Consider the following 19,829-nt stretch of genomic DNA (forward strand, 5'->3'; position numbering starts at 1 on the left):
AGTAACTGACTGATGTGCATCTGCAACTGGCTTTCTGAAAATTTGGCCACGATTGGGCTAATTTTCGATTTGATAGGAGCAACACTAATGGTCGGGACTAAATTCAATCCTGGGCGTGCTATCGGTTTCTGGTTGTTTCCTAAGCACTCAAAGAGGGCTTCAGGATACCAGACCCTACTGGAGAATGGAGAAATTCTCCCAACGGAAGAAGGCTTTACTGAACTTCGAAACGCACTCTTCCCAACCGGGAAGGAGAGAGTGTTCTCTTCTCAGAGTAAAGTAGATGCAGAGGAACTTTTCTCCGATAAGGACGCAAAACCAGTAAGAATCAAAAAAGAGGACTTCAAAGTAGAACGACTTGACCCGGGATATCCACCAAAACGAGCGGATAGATTAAATAATATAGTGAACTCAAAAGAAATCACAACCATCTCCGAACTTCACTATATTGCGGATAAACGTCCAAATACGCCGAATGTCAATGAGAAACGGAAGCTCACCCGTTCATATGATGACATAGATGATAAGCTTGAAGAAATTTTTGAGGGGGATATGCTCAATTTCGGCCTACAAGTGCTTATTTTCGGATTCCTGTTACAGCTTATAGCTTCACTTGGAGTAATCTAGAGATTCCGGACAATCGAGACTTCGCCGCCGACCTCTTTCTGTAATTAGAAAACCGAAAGAAGAAACTGAGCCACCCCAAGGCCAGCAAGAAGCACAGTCAACCACGTCAGTATCCTTGTCAGGTACTTCACGTCTTCCTGTAGCTGTATATTGGTCTCAGTGGCTCGTGCATTCACAGAATCGTGGATGAATTGCGAAAACCGGTCGAGTTTCTTCCCCACTCGATCCAAGTCACTTTGAACCAATCCGCGTAGATGGTCGATATGATCGACATATTGTTTATACAATGAATGATGTTCCTCTGAATGAGAGGCTGGTGGCGGGATAACAATTTCCTGCTGTGGCGGTATCTCGAGTTCTTCCCCTGTTGGAACGTCCGACTCCAACGTAGCCACCTCATCACTCACCATCGTATAGACGTCCACCCAGTTTCGTCGGAGTTCCTCAATGTCTCTCTCGGCAGATTGGTACGAATCCAAGTCGGACGAATTAGGAGCCAATAGATTCTCCGTGCCGTGCGTTTGCGAGTCGATTTCTCCGATTTGAGTTCTCCTATAATTCAACCAACAATCAGAACGATAGTACCTTTTGAGAGCATCCTCGATACGTCTGAGCCAAATTGGCCCGATTTTGGATTCGTGTTCAAAATCGAACGTCGAACTGGCGTTCAGCATTGTAACCCGACGAATGAAGCCTGCCCCAAATGAATGGGGAGCGAGGACATCCTCTGTTCCGACGATCGAGATGGGCTGTCCGAGTAGTATGTTCATTCGCTGCAAAAAATCCCTGTTCTCCTCCAGCCATTCCACGGTCTGGTCAGTTTCAATCCCTTCGCGACGGAACTCCAGTTCCTCAGTTGGTTCTACATAGAAAACAGTCGGACGCTTTGCTCCCTCTCCTTGCGGAACTGTAGGAACGTCTGAGGTAAACGACTCAACTGATTCAATTGCTCCCGAAATAACCGTCTCAGCCTGCTTGAGGTCTATTTCCTTCAGACGAGCAATCTCGTCTTCCGATAGTCGTCCCACAGTGACTACGTCGTGAACATGGCGGTTGTCTGGCTCTACGTACGTTGTAATCTCACTGAATGGGGACAGTTCCTCGCTTTCTGGGTCATCCTTGGAGTACTCAGTCCGACCCCACGACCCACCAGTCCCCATGATAACACCACCATACGTGTCGCCACTCTCGCCGTAGATCTCCTCAAGAGCTTGCTCGACCACCTCAGAATCTTTCGAAGAATAAAACCCAAACTGGACGACAGCAGCTAATTTGATTTCAACCACAGTCTTCCTCCATCGCTCTCATGACTTCAAAATATAGATGTGAATATATTCACTTTATTGGTTCCTTGTCGTAAACACCGACCTGCCGCAAGTCGTTTTGTCGGATGAATCCACCAAGCATCTTTGGCAACCGCACATAGAGTACCGTCAAAATTAACAATTAGCTGTCACTCGTTGCGTGGTCTCAGAATGTTCCGCAGTGAATTCGGGTTGCGGAAACGGGTGAGGCTACCGAATTTGGAGTTTTTGGGAAACAGTAGAGCTCCAGTAATAGTATACACCGCACGGAAATCTTCTGCCCATCTTATCGTCTATAATTCACAAAATCACCAGAAATGTGTCATTATTTCTTGGGGGCTCCGATGCTCAAGCACGGTTGACAGATAGCCCCACAATTGCTTGATTGTTAGCACATCTTTGACGAGCCAATCCTGCGAGGGATCATCCGCAGCCTCACTGAACTTCTGTCTCACCCAATCCATTCTTAGCGCTGACCCAAAGGGTGCACCTGGAACGTCTGCTTCCCATGATTCCCAGTGATTAAGCACTCGGCGCGCAGTATCTCGGGTGTCAAACACCAATACAGCTGCCTTATCGAGCGACACCAACTTCGCGTACGTATCTCGGTATAGCTGGTTATTGTGGTGATCTATAAGAACCTCTGTGACGAGGATTCTCCCATCTGGAGTTCGCTTGAGCAAGTCAGGCGTATATCCCCGGAATTGTGGGTAAGTCTCGACTTCGTGTCCATTGAGATAGGTCGCCCGGACGGCCTCGAGTCCAACTGCGACGCGGTGGGGTAGCCCCTCGAATGGGTCACCGCGTAAGTCTGGGAGGTCATTCCGCTCGTTGATGAGTGTTCGCGCACGCTCTTCAATATCATATCTCGCTCGCAATCCCCCGATGTACGATGTCTTCATCCATCCCCGTTGGCGCAGTTCGGGTTCGAACCAGTCTTGGTCTCCGAACGCGTCAATCAGCTCTTCATCGAGTCGTTTCACTTCGGGGCGAAACGCCTCCAGCTCGTCCATACTGAGACCTGCAAAGACCTCGTCCCAGGACGGGATTCGATCCACGAGCAAATGGACATTCTGAGGCCCAACGCATCCCCCGTTCCACAGCGCCGCCACCCTTCGAAAAGCTTCCAGACGATCCTCCGTTATCGTGAGTCGCCGTCCCTCGAGAATCCGTTCGAGTACCTCATCCCGCACAGTTTCTTCCAGTTGGCCGGGAACGTAGCCGAACTCTCGCTTGAACTCTCGAGGAGATAGCCACTTCACCTCCGGTTCTGGGTGTTTTCTGATAATCGGAGTACGGCTATCACTCGACGAATTGGAGGGCATATCAAAGTCTAGATAAACGATACGTAAGTCGCTTCGGCCTTTCACGGGTCAGCTGCTGCCAGATGTACTTAGCGAAACTCACCACGTAACTCCAGCCGCTCCAGAACCGACCTCTCAGGGTAGAGTGCCTGATAGTAGCGCTTACACTCATGGTATAGATGCAGAGCTTGGTAATCGTCAGAATATTCTGACCGCCTAACTCGCTCCTCAGCCAGCAACCGAATCCACGAGGCAGTCGTCGGCCCGAGATATAGATCGGGAATGATTGCTCTCCCCGAGGGGGTCTTGTCGTAATCATCGAACGAACGAACTACTCCCTTCACTTCTCCCTCGTCAGGCGTATCACGTACGAAACCACGCAGTATTTTGAGCTCTGAGAGATCGAACTCAACCACCGCCCCACTCGTCTGAGTCTGGTTCACTGTTCACCTCCATCAGCCACCAGCCGCCTCGTTTTCGTCAACAAATTACCAGGGAGGAACGACGACGTCCAGTCGAACGCATCACGTACCAGGTGGACGCGCTCCGATGCCCGGGTCAGGGCGACATACCACGTCCGCCATTCATTCGCTTCGGCAGTATCATCCAGCCGCACACCTTGGCGAATCGTTCTCGTCACCCCATCGTAGACCACTACTTCCGCTGCCTCCTGCCCCTTCGAAGCATGCATCGTCAGCGCCTGTACCGAGATGTCATCGACGTCTACCGATTCCCCGTACCGGTTCAGCGCACGCACCAATGCACGGCGCTCACCGGTATCCATCTCTTGCATCCCACCTGTCTTGTTCAAGTTTGAAACCGAATTCGCGCCCTGAGAGTATACCCTCCAGAACTCTGGCTCCACCAGTTTATCCAACTCTCTGAGCCTCAGCGTAGACCCCGTATCACGCAGCCTCGATGCACGCTCATTCATTTTCGAGCGGGACTCAGCATGGTACTTCGACTTCGTCAACCGCATCAACTCCGCAGCCTCCTCAGCCTCCAACTCTACCGCCGTGCTGACACTCCGGTCACCATCACCGTGGAACGCATCAAATCCAGTATTCCAACCACTGAAATCACCCGGAGACAGCCCACGAATCTTCTGGAGCGCGTTGAACAGCTCCCGGCGCGTCGCGGCCTCATCGGTATTCCACCCACCGAGATCCTCTTGGGAGGTGTAGAGAATCCCGGCTTCCTCCAGAGCGGCCCCGATACCCGCGACCTGCTGCTTCGTCCGCGCAAGAAACATCATGTCCTCACCATACTTATCGACCAGCCAGCCAGGACTCCCCTCCTCACCTCGTGTCGGAACTTCCCACCCCAAGTCTCGTGTATACCTAAACGCCGGACTAATGTACTCCCGAACGTCCCCCATCGTCGACTTCGGTGAGATCGCTGGCGGATGATGCGCATTCGAAAGCACTGCCTCTGCCATCGTCATCTGCCCTTCCGGGACGCGATAACTCTCTTCAAGCAGTATCTTCGGCAGATCCACCGCCTCGAAGAACTCCGGTGTCGCCCCATCGAAACTATTCACCACCTGGTTCGGGTCGCCTGCCACAATCACGATCTCCGAGTCCTCCATCCACATCATCGCCAACTTCGCAAGCAACGGGTAGGCATCGTGATACTCGTCAATGACGAGAATCGGTGTCCCGGGAGACATCCGCCGTTCCAGCGGCTTCTCCAGCATCTCGTGGTAGTCAATCACGTCCTTCTCGCGTTTGTATTCCGTCCACCGAGCCCACTGCTCCGGCACATCGACGCCCGGCCACCGATTCTGCAACGCCTCGTACGACGGTGCCTCAACCACGTCTGCCGAGTCACTCGGGTCGTACAGGTTCTTCTTCAGCCAGTAGAACGTATCGAACAGCAGCTCTCCCCGCGTTTTCATCCACGGTTCAGGGCTCTGGAACGGGATGTCCTGCATCGCACAGAACGCAGCCTGATGCTTCGGCTCCACCGGGTCACCCAGCCCGTTACACAAACGATAGCCGAGCGCGTGCGCCGTTCCGATCAATTTCGTCGCTCCCTCCCTTCTGTTCCGCAACTCCCATTCGTCGACCAACTCCCACTCATGTAGCCTCTGGAGCGTATCGTCCGCAAGAGCCGTCCTGTATGTGCACCACGCGACATCACGAAGGTCGTAGTCGTGGTTCTTCAACAGCCGACCCACCCGCGCCGCCGATTTCGTCGTTTTCCCCGTACCTGGCGGGCCGTGAAGCTTCACGGACTCCGTCACTGGGTACTCCTCCAACTGAGGGATTTCGACTTCTTCGAGCGGGATAACTCCAGAATCACTCATCCTCGCTCCCCTCCGGATCCTCGAAAGCATCAAAAGCATCCTGAAGACACAGCTCGTCCTCCTCGTCATCCTCCGCCGAATCATCTTCAAGACCGAATTCTTCTGCCCCGAACGATGGTTCTTTGCCGTCTTCCCCGGTCGAACCCCCGGACTCGAACAGCGAATCCACCTCTCCAGTCTTCGATGAACCCTCGTCGTCAGACTCCGGCTCAGAGTCGGCCTCATCATCTTCTTCACGCTGCCGAACCTTCTCCGCCGGCGTCTTCACCTCTTCAACGTATTTCAGAGGAGTTGCGATGTCGCTATCCAGCCGCCATACCGTCACTGTCCTGTTCCCGACATTCTCGGTGAAACTCGCACCATTGACCTGGTCAGACGTCAGCCCTCTTCCGTCCAGCTCGCACTGAAGTTCCCGTGTCGACTTCAATTCGTTCTCGTTACAAATCCGCTTGATCACGGGGTTCGGAACCCAGACCTCCGACGGCGACCCTCCTTCCGGATCGTCATCGATATAGACACCGTTCTCACTGACTGCGTCAGCGACCTCTGCGTAGCCCTTCGTACTCGAAATGTAGTTCCGGAGCGCGTCCACCGCGCACGTCCGCGGCCCGCGAGTCACTTTCTCAGTCGCACGCTTAGCGATCAGGTCTGCAACAAACTCCCGCCACTCATCACCACCGCGGCGGCCTGCCCCCGGCTCGTGTGGCATCTCGCCCGTCGCGTCAAAGTAGTCATCCATGAAATGGTTCCAGCTGAAGTGCGAGTACTTGTCGTCCTTGCTCTGGCGCGTCTCTACCGTGCCATTCTGGAATACCCACCGGTAGGAGACCCCCTGGTGGTGATCCGTCGATTTGATTTTTACAATCTCTACCACGTCGTCCTCGAGTACTTCGTCGAAAGACCTCCGGGAGCTTGACTGCGAGATCGCGTTCTGCTTCGCCGTTTTTATCTGCTTCTTCAGTTCCGTCTTGTTCCACGTCGTCTTGTCGGCAACGTCCTCGCACAGAGACACAGCCAACCCCCAGTTCGCACCCTCGGCCAGCAGCTCCCCGATGCTTGCTGTAAACTCGAAGATAGCCTCAGTCTGGGCTTTCCTGTCCTCCAAATCATCGGGATCGAGGGATTCGACCGTATCCTTCACCTCGATACTGGCGTCGATCATCGCCTCTTGATGCCCGTTCAGATTAGATGCAGCATCTGACATCATTCAGCCCTCCTGAATGTCTCCGTCTGCGAGTCGGTCGCGTTCATGTGTTTGTCCGTGTGCGTGCGCTCACCCACGCGTGCGTTGTCAGTTGTTGTTTGAAATTCTACCCGCGAAAGATTAGCTGAGTTGGCGTTGTAGATCATTGTTTTAGAGTTTGTTACCCGGTAGAAGAGGCGGACTTCCTACTTCCCGTGTCGAAGCCCCGGGTGTATATTGTTGTTCCAGCCCCGTTAATTGGTTGTACAACCTAATAGCTTATAAGCTTTGCTCGTCTAAGCACGATTGCAACAACATACAACAACTATAACTATCGAGAGAGGGAATATGAAATATGGGCTCAAAACCTCAAATTCGACCTATCGACATCGATATTCTACGAATACTTGTGGACGGACGAAATGTTCCAACGAACATCGCAGACGAACTCGACAGTCACCGCAACTACATCAGCAACCGCCTCCAGCACCTCACGGAACAAGACCTGACCGAACACATCGGTTCCAAACGCACCGGGCTCTACGAGATCACGCCGGCAGGTGAGCAAGCCCTCGTCACCGAACGCGACCATGGAACCTCCGTCGACATCCAGACCCGACTCAACATCTAATTCAGTCCCTTGCCAGCCACCCTCCACTACTATAGGGGTAGTTCGACCCCCAAGCCGATAGCCAAACACCCCTCGAACAACCCCCAAATTCTAAAAATCAAGTACCTCACAGACAGAACTCACGAAAGAGGGGTGACTCGACCCCCGTTCAGCAATCCTCGGTGGGGTCGAATAGCCCCTATATGTAGTCCCCGAGAACTCCCGCGACGACTCCCGACCCTTACTCCGGAACGAATGCCTCCTCGAGAGCTCCGTCCAGCAACCGCAGCACTTCCTCGGTAACGAACTTCTTTTTAACCGTACTCGGATTCGATTCTACCTCCAGCTCGGAGACGGCCTCACGTCGAAGCAAATCGACTGCCTCCCGAACCCGAACGACATCTTCCGCAGGCACGACCGCCCCATCAGGGACTGACACAGTCGTACCGTATCCCTGCTCAAGTTCGTCTCTCTGCGGGACGATCACGCCCAGTTCGATAAGTCGAGCTTCGAATAGCTCCTGAACCTCGGAGTCCAACGCGTCCTGCGTCATCCCCTCAGAAATCTCACCGTCGCCCAGCTTCGAGAATACCTGTCGGGCGTACTCCTTCGTACATCCCACCGCATCTGCGGCATCGGCATAGTCGACGTCCGGCTCGAGTTGCCAGACGTTGATCAGGCGGACACGTTTCGGCATATCGAGCGCTTCAATCTCGCGCTGCAACTCACTTTTCTCACCTCCGGAGTCCTCGGCCCAGCCCTTCGGTGGCGAGGTTCGTAACTCCATCTCAATACCTTCCGTCCCTTCCATCGCCTGGAGATGGTCTCGTAGATTGGCTTGTAAACCGAGATCGGCAGCCTCCTCAATTTCCTCGCGGCTGATAGCACCGGTCTTGATTTCTTCGTTGATTATTCTTCGAACGTATTCGTATGAAATCTTAGATACCTTTTCAACGGCCTCCGCAACGGGCTTCACTGGTGCTTCAGGCGCTAACAGCCAAGCGTTGATGATGATCTCCTTCTTTGAGTGGATGCCGGATTCAGAATCACTACCCATTGGATGCTCTCAAATATTAGTTGTTACTACAAAGTTCATTCGGTGCCCGATATCTCTTCACCGACCTACTGTCTTCTGTTTATCCGCTGGCCCGAGTCTTTATACGGACTCAGATTGTTGTATTTGTTGTGAAACAACAAACTAAATCCGGTTCGGGCAGGGATAGGCGGAAAGCAGAGAGAAACCAAGTGAAGAACGATTTTCAGAAGGAGCGAGCAACCAATCGCGACTCACAAGACCCTCGTTCCGTCGATGACATCCAGTCACGTTCCATACTCATTTCTGAATATAGAGATTCGCACGCGCCGACAGGGCGGGACAGGAGGAGGTGACACCTACATGGCTAACCAAGCAACTATCGACCGGCAATTGGCAAGCCAGCAACGAGCCGAGGAGCTGGCCAATCACTATCCCGAACTCGTCATTTCTGAGCAAACCGACGGTCAAGATAGGATACGCGAAACGCTCGAGTGTACAGACTGTGACTACTGGGAGTACACCGGATACGTAAGCAACGGCTGCGCTACATGTGGATATACATTCCATCGGATGCAGGAACCTGACTCGTAGCGAGACACCAGTCGGGACGTCGCTCGGACTCTCTCATCTCGCCTACAGAGGGCGGGTGCAGCGAGATGATTCGAGCCATTCGTCAATACCTTCGGACACAGAAGGATAGTCCGTCAGAATATCATATTGAGCCTGGTACCGCACATACATTACTAAAAAATGAACGCCGCCGGGAAGTTCTACGAGAACTCACCGCACGCGAGCAAGAATCCATTCCCGTTAGAGAACTCGCAACGGCAATCGCCTGCAAAGAGAACGATATAGCCGAGGCTGCATTATCTTCAGACCAGCGTAAGCGGGTCTACGTCTCTCTTCTCCAATCGCATCTTCCTAAACTTGCTAACGAGGAAGCTATCGAATACGATGATGAAAGAGGAAGGGTTAGCAATACCGAAAAGGCCGAGAAACTAGTTATTGCGGAGCAAGCATTTCGACGGAAGCTTGAGACTATCTGACCTCCCCCTTTTCGTTTTGAGAGTACGGTCTGCATCTACAACTAATGGTGCCGTGGTCGCGAACTGGAGACAATGGTTGAAATATCGGAGTTTTCAACTGGTGCCCTGAGTGGCAAGATCGGGCGAGTGGAGGGGGGTCGGAGAAGGTACGAGAGGCGATGGGCGATGATTGACGGCGTGAAGCGAGCGCTGGAGTCGATGCCGACTTCCGAGCAGCTATTCAGCGGTGATGTGTCGACGGAGCATAGCCTGCTGGCTGCCGGCGAGGCGATGACTGATTCTCCGACCCCACGGAAGTCTTGTGTGTCGGCAGTCTACTCTACAGGCATGAATGACAGCGACTCGACGCGATACGGAGGTTACGATAAAGATGAAGAACTGACAAATGCAGAATTACCACCGGGCAGAGTGCCACGCAAGTTGGGCGACAATCCGGATACCGAGATCTAGGACGTGGACGGGGGAGAAGACATCATGGACGACATCGACGACGGTGAGCCCGAAATACTGACACTGCGTGTTGATCAAATCGACCACATCTCAATTTCGGACGTCAATTTGATCAAACGGCTACCCCAGGAGGATGTGCCTGTTGGCTCAATTCCCGATCGCACATTGGAGTGGCTAATCGAATTGGGAGTGGTTTCTGTCGACGACGATGGTTATGCACGATTGAAACCGGATGGCGTGGTATTTGAGCCACTCGTCCTCCCGAAAGACTGTGAGCCACACAGCGAGGACTGATTCTTTTTCGAAGACTACGTTTCTGTGACAGTCCATCCCACAAGAATAATTTCCTTTAGTAGTAACTCCGAAGTATGAGGAACATCGACTTCCCTCACCGTCCGAACGGGTATGAGTTTATAAACTGGTTGTACTGTCCCGAGTGTGGTTCGAAGGCGGGTATGTATCGGTACTCTCCAGACTTTGAGCTGCGTTGTGATGAGTGTGATAACGAGATGACCGTGACTCTCGGTCAGACGCCTCCGTTCCATAAGGTTGAACCGAAGCATATCGAACAAGCAGCAGAACGCGACTCGGAGCACGGTGCGATGCCGTTCCAACAAATCAATCCCGCCAGAAAGTTACGTGAGATGGACGATGATGAAGTTGCTCGAGCGCTAGAAAAAGCTGGCTATCACGATCTCGGAGACAACCTTCGCGGCTGAGGGGAGGGAACTGTTTGACGGAGAACCCTGTGTTATTGCCGCGCTCGCCGGTATGAAGCTATCCAACCCAGACAATACGTTGGCTTTCACCCCGTCCGTGCCGCTCGATCTCCTCAGTGAGGTTTTCGAGGACGACCAAAGACATGTTTACCCCACCACCGTCGGAAGCATAGCCCATCTCGTCAACAAGACGGTCAAATTCTTCTCGATTCAATTCTTGATGTTCATGGATCAAGCGTCGAATTTCTGCGGGCTGTGAGTCCGGGGAGTTACGCATGCGTTTGTAAAAACTCCGGCGACCACCAACATCGACCTCGGAAACATCAACACTAGGGATCGTGGGGAGGTCACTTTCTACCGCCTCAGATTGTCGTCTGACTGAGGCTTGAATCGACGGAAATTCGTCGAACTTGAGCCTGAGTGATTCGATATTACCATCGCTTTCAAGCTCGACATCAATGAGTGAATCTAGCGAGACAAAGCCGCCCGTATCTAATTCTAACTCGAACTCGCCACGATCCCCATAGTCTATTGTCAATTCTTCTGTTCTTTGTTCGCCGAAAGCTTCGATTTGTTCCCGGAGTACTATGTTGTCGCCCGTGAGTTCAATCTCGTTCATTTGCAGTAGCCAACTCAGTACTTAGGCCGCACCGAGATAAAGTCTGGGATTCTCAGATACTTTCTCAGATTCTCAGAAATAGTGTGGGTGTAGGTCAGACCATGGGTATCTTCGAAGATCGTGTGTTGTTGCCGTGGAATCGTATCTTATCTAGTAGAAGGTGGGGTTCAAGGGGGAGTAGCGTGGACTCGCACGCCCTGAGTATCGATGATACTGATACTCGAGTAGAAAACGACACGAAGATTGCCTTCAGTAGTCGTCGATCGAACTTTGATCGTCTAGGAACTCTTCAACGGTTTGCTCTATTGCTTGACGTTCCGCCTTTCGGTCAATCAGTTCGCTTTGGTATTCCTCCTTCAGAGCCGTTAAAATCGTATCCATGCTCTGGCCCGAGACTTTGTCCTCATCGTATCCGTAGAGCTCAACTCCAGACCCCATTCCTTCCTCTGAAGGGTCGGCTTCCTCAGTCAGTCCGAAATCCAACAGCTTAGATAGGAGTTCCTCGGTCAGCATATCGGCCACGATCTCGGTGTCGTAGTGCGGGACGTTCTGCTGGTCGTTAATGAAGTTGTGAATCTCGGAGCGGGTGAACTTCCGAATTGAGCCGTTATTCCCGCCTGTACGGTTCCAAAGAATCTCTGAAAACGTATGTTCCATTACGGTAAAGGGATGCGAGTCCGGGAAGAACGAAGGAGTGAGCAACGGGCAATCTGCAATTGCGATGCCGTCACCGGAGAGCATCTCTGCAAGTCGGCTTTCGTGCGCAGATTCGAGCACGGAGCGGGTATCAAACTGTTGGTGGAGCTGTAGAGTCTCATTTTGGAAGCGGTTCAACTTCCACAGATAGATGGGCTCGTCTGGGTCGTCTTCACGTTCCTCGGCCTCTATCGCCTCGACCGCACGCCAGGCCTTTTGACCAGGAACACACAATACACGCTCAACACTGTCGAAGGAGATCCCCGTCTTCCTCTCGAGATGATTCGCGTAATCCAGAACCACGTCAGCGGCAGCTCGGATCTGTTCAAGTGCGTTCCGAGGCGAAGAAAGTCCAGATTTACATTCGATGGTAACGATAGTGTCTCGGTCGGAGTGTCCTACGATGGCATCCGGGTTTCGCAACCCTGGTTCGACTTCATACAGTGGTTCAGTCCCTAGAAGCTTCCACCCGGTCTCGTCGAATATAGTAGATGTGGGGCCAAACGCCGTGATGGTCGAGTCGAGAAGGTCGTCGTGGTTCTGCTCTATCTTGATGGCCTTCTCAACACGCTTCTTAATGATGTTCTCGGTATCATCAGTCTGGCCGAGACTCGCTTCCTTAATCTCGTCTTTCCGGTCGCGCCATCGAGGATAGTGATCCTCAATATACGCATAGATGTCTGCGACATCGTCGTCAGGCGCGACTTCGCCGCTCATGGCTATGTTTCAACTACCACACTTGCGTCAGGGTCGATGTTGCTCTGAACAAATTCATGGAACCGAAGGAAGGAACCGAGGTTTTCTTCAGTCTCTTGTGGGAACACTCGAATTTCGTTCTCACTCGCCTTGATGCGGAATCTGTTCTTCTTCTTGGTGTCCATCACCTTAGAGGAGAAGTATAGCGATCCCTCCTGTTGGAAGGAGTCGACCAGAAGGTAGCCCTCCTCGTTCATTCGAGATTTGACTTTCTCGACTTCGCTGTATTCGAGATGGCCACTCAGTTCGATAGAAGCGGGTTCTGAGGTGGGAACACTGAGGCTATCGGTGGTAGCGAGCATCTGAAATTCGGATTCACCGTACGCTTCTTTGATTTCTAGAGCTTTCTCGATGCAGAGTTCGACGTACTCAAAGAGTGTGGTGAGGTCGCCACGTCCTAGCGAGAATACGCCCTTTCGTGTAATGCGAAATTTGGCGTTGTTGGGGACATTAAACGTGATATTTCGGGGACGGACACCGTAATTTTCCTCCATCTCCTCAAGAGCCTCGATACCATCATCTCCGTAATATTGGATTGTGCGCTCGACGTCGGGACGAATTCGGCAAGGATAGTCGCTGTCCTCTAATCGGTCTGCTACGAACTTCGTGATTTCGGCGATTTCTTCGTTCCTGATGATCTCACGCCGAATGTCTCTGAACAGACTAGGGCCGATGTACAGGTAGTGGAGGCCAGGCTCGCCGTCCAAGAGTTTGGCCACCGTGTATTTGATTTCCTTCGTCTTTCGCTGGTCGGTGTAGAACAGGGTTACACCGGTCTCCTCATCGTAGTAAAGGTAGAATTCGGCTATTCTCTCACTCTCGTCGTCTTCCTCCTCAACCTCTTCATCTTCTTCTACGATTGTGTCGTCCGGGATATCGCCGTTAGTAGTGTACTCACGGCTGATTTTCTGAACCGCTCCGAAGTCCTCAATCGAATAGCCGCGTTGAGTGAGAATCTCGAAGAACTTCTGTTGTGAGAATTGGGATAGCCCGACTACAATGTAGAGGTCGCTGGTGATGTTCTCGCGACCGCCGTTTGCGAGGTGATGGTTGAAACTAGAGAGGTCGTCGAATGAACTGTGTCCGACCTCAAAGACGCCCATTACTGTACTATCCAGCAGCACGCCATGTAAGCGTTTACATGATGACTATTTTGGTGAGATAGCTGTCTAGAGGGAGTATTCGGATACTTCAGTCAGATAGCCGTGGGTATCAACGCCTCCCGTAGAGTCCCAGTGTTCAGTTTGGGTTTCTTCTAACAGACTCCAAAACTGAGCGCCGAATTTCAATCTATATCGAGTCAAAACAGGGGGTCAAACGGCCTATTTCGCAGATTCCAAAACTGACCCTACTAGTTAAGTTGTCTCAGAAGCAACAGAATATGTGAGCACGCAAAAGACAATCCACCGGTACATCAACTTGAGCGAAGTCGATCCTCTTCGAGATGCAGCCCACGACCGCCCTCTCCGCTACGATAGTCTTGGTCGTCGTCTACGCGATGAACTACTCATCGTACTCGGAATCGATCTGGGAGCACGGGCCGCAGAACTGCGAGGGTTGAAGCGTTCGATGTTCCGATTGAACGCCGCGGAAGTGCAGATTCCTGGCCACGTCCAGAAGGACTACCCCAATGAGAATATCAGTCCTAACAGTGTAACGATGCGGCTCGACCCCTATGGACACTTTGACACTGTTCGCCTCCTTCGGAGCTACTTCAATTCAGAATGGTACCGGGGACGAAAGAGTGACTATGTCTTCCCATCACGGCAGTCGGATCAAATGACGACGGAGTCGATGCGCAATATTGTCGAAGATCTCGCAGTACAGGCGGACATCACCGTGCACCGGAGCGACGGAGAGCCAGCTGACCCATCAGAACTTCATCCGCATGCACTACGACATTCGCTGGCGAACTATATGTTGGCTGATTCTGACACCCGTCTTGTGGATTTACGGAACCGCCTCCGCCATCGGAGCGTAACCACTAGTGAGCGCGTTTACGACCACTTCCAGCGCCGCTAACTCTCCATGTGAGACGAATTGTAAGTTTATACTCCCGACGAATCATTTCTACCATATGACAGAGAAGGTTGAACAGGCTGAGAACACCGACTCTGAAGAACAATCTGAAAAAGACCTTCGAGAAGAACTCTACGACCAGTTCGATATCTCTACGAAAGGCCGATTAGGAATTCAATGGATTCTCCCCCTTCTCGAGAGATCTGTCCAAACAGAATCGAGATACGATGTCGATCGGCGCTCAAAGATTCTCGCCGAAATTTCGCTATTTCAAGCATACGAGCAAGAGCCGAAGTTCAAGATGTTTGTATGGGCGGCTGTGCTCATCGGTAGTTTCGACCTCCTCCATCCACTAAACCCTGGAGTCTACAGCGTTCTATTCATCGCTCTCGCTACAATCAACGGGTTCGTGTCGTCACTTCGCTCGCCGGCGATGATGGCAGCCGAGCTGGAAGGGGCGACTGACGAGGATGGTATGCCAGCTGACTATCGAGCTAAAGCACTCTCCAGCGTGAATACGAACGTTACACTAGTGTTATTCGTGATCGCTGTTGGTATTCAGTTGTTAGTCACGAGTGGATATGCGCAAGGGGAGGTCGTTGCACAGAATCTCGCTGAGGGCATGGTGAGTCCTTATATTTCTGCGGTCGTGTTATTCTCGATACCCCTGGTTTCTAATCGGGTTCGTGGTGGGGACTGATTCGAGTTCATACACGCGGTTTCGTCACTTTATAAAGTAGCTATTCTACTGGTCTGGTAGGGAACGTTCGTCGCTTACAAGGAATCAGCCATGTCTTTCTGCGAAGAACTCCCGCTGATGCTCATCGCAAAACCATTCCTTCCCGGGGCCACGAACTGCATCCCTGTCGCACCGAGCACATTTTTGCCCCTCTGGTGGGGCCAGCGCACCGCGATCTCCCATCTCAAGTGATTCCTCTCTGATTTTCTCAATATTCTCATCTTCGACGCCGTCGTCGTTAGAATCGCTCATGTAGTCGAAAAGAATGTAGAATCTCAAAAAAGTACCCGCGAGTAGTCAGATTAGAGAATCCACAGAGGTACACCGCCAAGAACCACACCTTGGAGCGTCGCTGCTCAAGTTCTGTTCACTATGAGTCGGGATATGAAGGTAGAGAGGCGGGGCAGGTGAGAGTAAGTACGTGACTGGGCTCTATTTGGAGGGAGAGAATCCTGATTCGCCGATTTTTGGGAAAGTATGATGATATCGTAATCCGATTTGCTAATCATCCGATGTTACCCTCGCTTGATGCACTCGTGGATAACACGAGCAAAACACTCGAAGACGTTTACAAGACCGTCATTCCCGAGTGCGAGGAGATTCGTATCGCGACTGGCTATTTCTACTTGTCCGGGTTCGACTTGTTCAAAGAAGACCTCGATAATCTCCGCGACCCGGATGAACTCGACCAGGCCCCATTTCGAATCCTAATGGGCCGGAAGACTGACCGAAATACAGTTGATGAGGTTAGTGAAGGGCAGACCCTTCGGGAACAGTTCCAAGAGGAACTGGAACAGGATATTAATGACTTGAACAACCCACAAGTAGAACGGCTTGACCGTCTTCGTGATTTCATCGCGGAAGGACTTGTCGACGTTCGAGTTCGAAACCCCGATTCAGGCTATTTCCACGCAAAAGGCGCGTGCTTCCGAGGGGTTACAGATGATCCCAGTCTACGTGAGGGCGACCGAGATCAGAGAGGTGCTGTCACGATTGTAGGGTCATCCAATTTTTCTCAGTCTGGCCATAGACACAACGTCGAGCTCAACTTAACCAGTCAGAACGGGAGCGATGCAGAGGCATTCGAGGAGTGGTACGACAACCAATGGGCTAACGGCGAGGAGTTCTCCGAGGAAATCATCGATATCATCGAGGAGAGCGAGCGATACCAGCAGTGGAAAGAGCAGCAGAAAGAAGACGATGAAGATACGGGTGGGGAGGAAGTTGGAACGTACCTCGAGCCGTTCGAGATGTACAAGCTCCTCGCCTATGACGAGCTGAACGGTAACGTCAGTGTCCGTGATAGCCCACTCTACTACTTCCAGACGCTCGGGTACGAGAGTGCAAAGACGAAGCTGTCGCAATACGATGGTTGTATCATTTCCGACTCGGTCGGTTTGGGGAAGTCGTTCATCGGGAGCGAACTCCTCTACGACTATCGGGAACAAGGCGACCGTTGTCTCCTTATCGTCCCAGCCAACCTGACCGACCAGTGGCGAGATCTCCTTCAGGACGCCACGGACGAAGACGGAGACCCATTCTTTGGCCTCGAGGTCGATGGTGAACACTTGCAGGTCATGAGCATCAGCAAGTTCCAGAACCTCACGCACGAGGAGGTGACTGCTCTAGACGACCGATTTGACGTAGTGCTCATCGACGAGGCTCACCGGTTCCGAAACCACGGGAAGTGGCGGCCAAATCCGGTTGACGACGACGATTACAAAGGAACTCGACGGCATGCGAACGTTCGCCTCCTCCGGAACAACACGATGATAATGCTGACCGCAACGCCGATCAACAACTCGGCTAGCGACCTCAAGAACCTCATTGGGTTGTTCACCGACGAGAATGAGTTGATGAACAAGGCGTCACTGAAATTCAGTGCTTTCGACGACTATATCGACCTCGCTGCGGAGCGTAAGCGAGTTGCTGCCGGTAAAGAGGAGGCCTCTGAGGAGGAGCAGCGTCGGATGACAGAGCAACTGAAGCGACACTCGGACGAAATCTCCGAGATACTAAATGAGGTGATGGTGCTCCGAACCCGCAAGCACGTCAAAGAGACGCTGACCGATCAAGACGAGTTCGATATGAGCTTTAAGCCACCAGAACTCAACAAAGAGCAGTACTCACTGCCTCCCGCCTACCAGCCCATTTATCGGATGCTTCCAGACGTGATGGATGCGCTCCACCTCCCACACATCACGATCAAGAACCCACAGGCAGGGGGCACGCTGAAAGCACTGTACAAGCTCAACCTGCTGAAACGTCTTGAGTCCTCCACCTACGCCTTCGTCCAATCAGTCCAGACGTTACACGAGAGTGAACGTTCACTCCTTGGGTTCCTCGACGGACTCCCCGAGGACGAAGATATCGATGTACTACGTACAATGGGAGGCGATGAACCAGGTACGACATTAGAGGATTTCGTTGAGGGAGCAGACGCGGCTGAAGACCTGGAACAAACGCTTGAGGAGTTCGGGTTCGACAGTGGTGCCCTCCAGGCAGATGGGGGCGATTCAGACGACGAACTAGCCGATGCCACGGTGGGAGAGGTGAAAACGTATATTCGCGAAGATCTGACGCTCCTTGCGTACTTCCTTTCCCGGTTCATCGGACGTGTAGCCCGCGACTCCGGTTCTATCGCGGACATGGAGGTCGAACTGGAACAGTGGCTCGCTGACCACGGTGCAGCAGTTCTTCCGGATGTGACTGACGACGATCCGAATCCCATCCTCTATCCTCGTCATGACTTGAGCGAAGCTGACAGTGCTACCCTGGACTTCTACGAGGCGGTGTTTGCTCTGCGGGAGTTCCGTGACCCAAAGATCGACCGGCTAGCCGAGGTACTCAACGGGTACGATCAGAAGGTGCTCATTTTCACCCAGTACCGGGCGACCGCAGACTACGTCCACCGGACACTCGTCGACAACGAGTCGTCACCCATGACGATGGAGAACAGTGCTGTCGTGAAGGGCGGTGACGAGAACAAGCAAGACATCATCAAACGGTTCGCTCCAGAGGCGTCAGGATACCAGCAGACGCTAGCCGAGAGTGACGAGACGGAGTTGCAGTACGTGGTCGCGACGGACACACTCAGCGAAGGTGTGAACCTTCAGGACATCTCGGTCGTCGTAAACTACGATCTCCCTTGGAATCCCATGCGAATCGTCCAGCGTGTTGGTCGCATTGACCGCATCGGGTCGACCGCGGACAAGTACGTACACAATTTCTATCCCGACGGAGACATCGAGGCTGCAATCAAGCTTCTCCAGCGCTTGCAGGCGAAAATCAACGACATTGCACTCATCGTCGGGAAGGAGAACAACATCCTCGACCCGAACGAAGATGCGGTGTTGGAGAAGGCGGGGGTAGAGACCCAGAAAACCATCGGCGAACTGGAGATTGAGGAGATTGAGTCGTCGATTCGGGAGTCACGTGAGGTGACTGACTATAATGAGCTGGACGACACCTCGAAGAATCCACTGCTACGGAACGCTGGTAGCGACGAGAATGCGGCGTTTGAGCGCGTGCTACTCAAACAGGAACTGAACGACGACTATGGGCTCTCTTCTGAAGACTTCGAGTTCGCGGAGGACTACTTCGAAGAGCCGACCGATGAGCGTGAGTTCCTCTACACGAACGCCATTGGTCACGATAGCGGCCCTCGCCCGGGTGTCTTCGGTCTCGTACATCTGTGGTTCGAGAACGAAGAGACCGGAGAACCCGAGGACGCACCGCTCGGGCGTGTGCGGCGAGCGCTGTACTACAAGCCCTTCAGTGGTGATCTGAAGGAGCGACCCGTCGGTGCACTCGCCATCACACCGGAAACGCAGGGTGGACAACTTTCCGGGAACACCGACAGGGTAATCGCAAACAGGGAGTCTGTTGAGGAGCACCTCTCCGAGCGATTAGAGGAGATACGTGAAGGCCAGGTCGAGGAAGTGTTCAGTGGCGGTGGCCAGTCGGCCACGCAGGAGATGCTCCTCGATATGATGCAGATGCGAATCCTGCCACAGTACGGTAATCAACCCGCACCCGTGGATGGACACGATACGGTCGGAGAGTGGACGAATGCGCTATTCGACCAGCTTGATCGAGTGAAGCTGGAGCACACAGACGAAGACAGAGTATTGCGGGAGACCTTCCGGGAACACCCGGACTACACTTCGCTCGGCGACTGGCCTGTCGAGGAGTTCCTGGTCGAACTGGAGGCGTTCATTGAAGACAATATCGAAGCATCCGCGGAGTACCAGACCACTCTAGTGGGTGAGAGCGCTGTCCAAGCTCGACTTATTTGTTGGGGCGTCATCGGCCAGTAGCCCAAATCGGGAAATCGGGCCTGTGGTGCACTCGCGATTGATTCGCCATTGTTTCACTCGTAAGCGAGACTTCTAATATGCTCCACTGGATTGT

The 19,829-nt window shown here is 52.7% G+C and carries 18 protein-coding genes; 8 read left to right on the forward strand and 10 right to left on the reverse strand.

The genetic code is table 11. The features are described 5' to 3' along the window. The first annotated feature begins 12 nt into the window (after positions 1-12). Entirely contained in the window at positions 13-627 is a 615-nt protein-coding gene (locus tag ACSC1R_RS05505) for a hypothetical protein (protein WP_439028075.1), read from the forward strand. A 44-nt stretch (positions 628-671) separates the two neighbouring features. Here the strand turns inward: ACSC1R_RS05505 and ACSC1R_RS05510 are convergent, their stop codons facing one another. The 5 genes from ACSC1R_RS05510 to ACSC1R_RS05530 form a co-directional block, all read right to left on the reverse strand. Further along, on the reverse strand, positions 672-1,913 hold the full coding sequence (locus tag ACSC1R_RS05510; protein WP_439028076.1) for a hypothetical protein: 1,242 nt from the start codon (positions 1,911-1,913) through the stop codon (positions 672-674). Between the two features lie 326 nt (positions 1,914-2,239). Further along, a complete protein-coding gene (locus tag ACSC1R_RS05515) occupies positions 2,240-3,256 on the reverse strand; it encodes a hypothetical protein (RefSeq protein ID WP_439028077.1) in 1,017 nt (338 codons plus the stop codon). 68 nt (positions 3,257-3,324) lie between these two features. After that, complete coding sequence (locus tag ACSC1R_RS05520) at positions 3,325-3,678, reverse strand: hypothetical protein (protein WP_439028078.1); 354 nt, start codon at positions 3,676-3,678, stop codon at positions 3,325-3,327. Then, entirely contained in the window at positions 3,675-5,543 is a 1,869-nt protein-coding gene (locus ACSC1R_RS05525; RefSeq protein ID WP_439028079.1) for a UvrD-helicase domain-containing protein, read from the reverse strand. The genes ACSC1R_RS05520 and ACSC1R_RS05525 overlap by 4 nt, the downstream gene beginning before the upstream one ends. Next, positions 5,536-6,747, reverse strand: coding sequence for a hypothetical protein (locus ACSC1R_RS05530; protein ID WP_439028080.1), 1,212 nt, complete (start codon positions 6,745-6,747; stop codon positions 5,536-5,538). The genes ACSC1R_RS05525 and ACSC1R_RS05530 overlap by 8 nt, the downstream gene beginning before the upstream one ends. A gap of 388 nt (positions 6,748-7,135) precedes the next feature. Between ACSC1R_RS05530 and ACSC1R_RS05535 the strand changes: the two genes are divergently transcribed. Further along, positions 7,136-7,357: a hypothetical protein gene (locus ACSC1R_RS05535; protein WP_439028081.1), complete on the forward strand. Its 222-nt coding sequence runs from the start codon at positions 7,136-7,138 to the stop codon at positions 7,355-7,357. 220 nt (positions 7,358-7,577) lie between these two features. Here the strand turns inward: ACSC1R_RS05535 and ACSC1R_RS05540 are convergent, their stop codons facing one another. Further along, complete coding sequence (locus tag ACSC1R_RS05540) at positions 7,578-8,393, reverse strand: hypothetical protein (protein WP_439028082.1); 816 nt, start codon at positions 8,391-8,393, stop codon at positions 7,578-7,580. A gap of 635 nt (positions 8,394-9,028) precedes the next feature. On the opposite strand from ACSC1R_RS05540, the gene ACSC1R_RS05545 reads away from it, so the two are divergent. The 3 genes from ACSC1R_RS05545 (at position 9,029) to ACSC1R_RS05555 (ending at position 10,587) form a co-directional block, all read left to right on the forward strand. Next, positions 9,029-9,418 carry a DUF7344 domain-containing protein gene (locus ACSC1R_RS05545; protein ID WP_439028083.1) on the forward strand — a complete coding sequence of 130 codons (390 nt, stop codon included), beginning with the start codon at positions 9,029-9,031 and terminating at the stop codon, positions 9,416-9,418. 474 nt (positions 9,419-9,892) lie between these two features. Further along, the gene (locus ACSC1R_RS05550) at positions 9,893-10,162 is read left to right on the forward strand and encodes a hypothetical protein (protein WP_439028084.1); all 270 of its coding nucleotides are present in this window, start codon (positions 9,893-9,895) and stop codon (positions 10,160-10,162) included. A gap of 74 nt (positions 10,163-10,236) precedes the next feature. Beyond that, on the forward strand, positions 10,237-10,587 hold the full coding sequence (locus ACSC1R_RS05555; RefSeq protein WP_439028085.1) for a hypothetical protein: 351 nt from the start codon (positions 10,237-10,239) through the stop codon (positions 10,585-10,587). A 58-nt stretch (positions 10,588-10,645) separates the two neighbouring features. Here ACSC1R_RS05555 and ACSC1R_RS05560 read toward each other — a convergent pair whose 3' ends face one another. The 3 genes from ACSC1R_RS05560 to ACSC1R_RS05570 form a co-directional block, all read right to left on the reverse strand. Continuing rightward, positions 10,646-11,206 carry a hypothetical protein gene (locus ACSC1R_RS05560; RefSeq protein WP_439028086.1) on the reverse strand — a complete coding sequence of 187 codons (561 nt, stop codon included), beginning with the start codon at positions 11,204-11,206 and terminating at the stop codon, positions 10,646-10,648. A 249-nt stretch (positions 11,207-11,455) separates the two neighbouring features. After that, positions 11,456-12,619 (reverse strand): hypothetical protein, encoded by a 1,164-nt coding sequence (locus ACSC1R_RS05565; protein WP_439028087.1) that lies wholly within the window; start codon positions 12,617-12,619, stop codon positions 11,456-11,458. Between the two features lie 2 nt (positions 12,620-12,621). Continuing rightward, complete coding sequence (locus tag ACSC1R_RS05570; RefSeq protein ID WP_439028088.1) at positions 12,622-13,761, reverse strand: hypothetical protein; 1,140 nt, start codon at positions 13,759-13,761, stop codon at positions 12,622-12,624. A gap of 280 nt (positions 13,762-14,041) precedes the next feature. Here ACSC1R_RS05570 and ACSC1R_RS05575 point away from each other — a divergent pair, with 280 nt between their 5' ends. Together ACSC1R_RS05575 and ACSC1R_RS05580 are read left to right on the forward strand one after the other, a co-directional pair. Next, positions 14,042-14,680 (forward strand): tyrosine-type recombinase/integrase, encoded by a 639-nt coding sequence (locus tag ACSC1R_RS05575; RefSeq protein WP_439028089.1) that lies wholly within the window; start codon positions 14,042-14,044, stop codon positions 14,678-14,680. 55 nt (positions 14,681-14,735) lie between these two features. Then, complete coding sequence (locus ACSC1R_RS05580) at positions 14,736-15,377, forward strand: hypothetical protein (protein ID WP_439028090.1); 642 nt, start codon at positions 14,736-14,738, stop codon at positions 15,375-15,377. An 84-nt stretch (positions 15,378-15,461) separates the two neighbouring features. On the opposite strand, the gene ACSC1R_RS05585 is transcribed toward ACSC1R_RS05580, so the two are convergent. Next, entirely contained in the window at positions 15,462-15,668 is a 207-nt protein-coding gene (locus ACSC1R_RS05585; RefSeq protein ID WP_439028091.1) for a hypothetical protein, read from the reverse strand. Positions 15,669-15,928: 260 nt separating this feature from the next. Here ACSC1R_RS05585 and ACSC1R_RS05590 point away from each other — a divergent pair, with 260 nt between their 5' ends. Beyond that, positions 15,929-19,735 carry a helicase-related protein gene (locus tag ACSC1R_RS05590; protein ID WP_439028092.1) on the forward strand — a complete coding sequence of 1,269 codons (3,807 nt, stop codon included), beginning with the start codon at positions 15,929-15,931 and terminating at the stop codon, positions 19,733-19,735. The last annotated feature ends 94 nt before the right edge of the window (positions 19,736-19,829 follow it).

It is taken from the genome of Haloarchaeobius ordinarius (assembly GCF_051801355.1).
Lineage (GTDB): Archaea > Halobacteriota > Halobacteria > Halobacteriales > Natrialbaceae > Haloarchaeobius.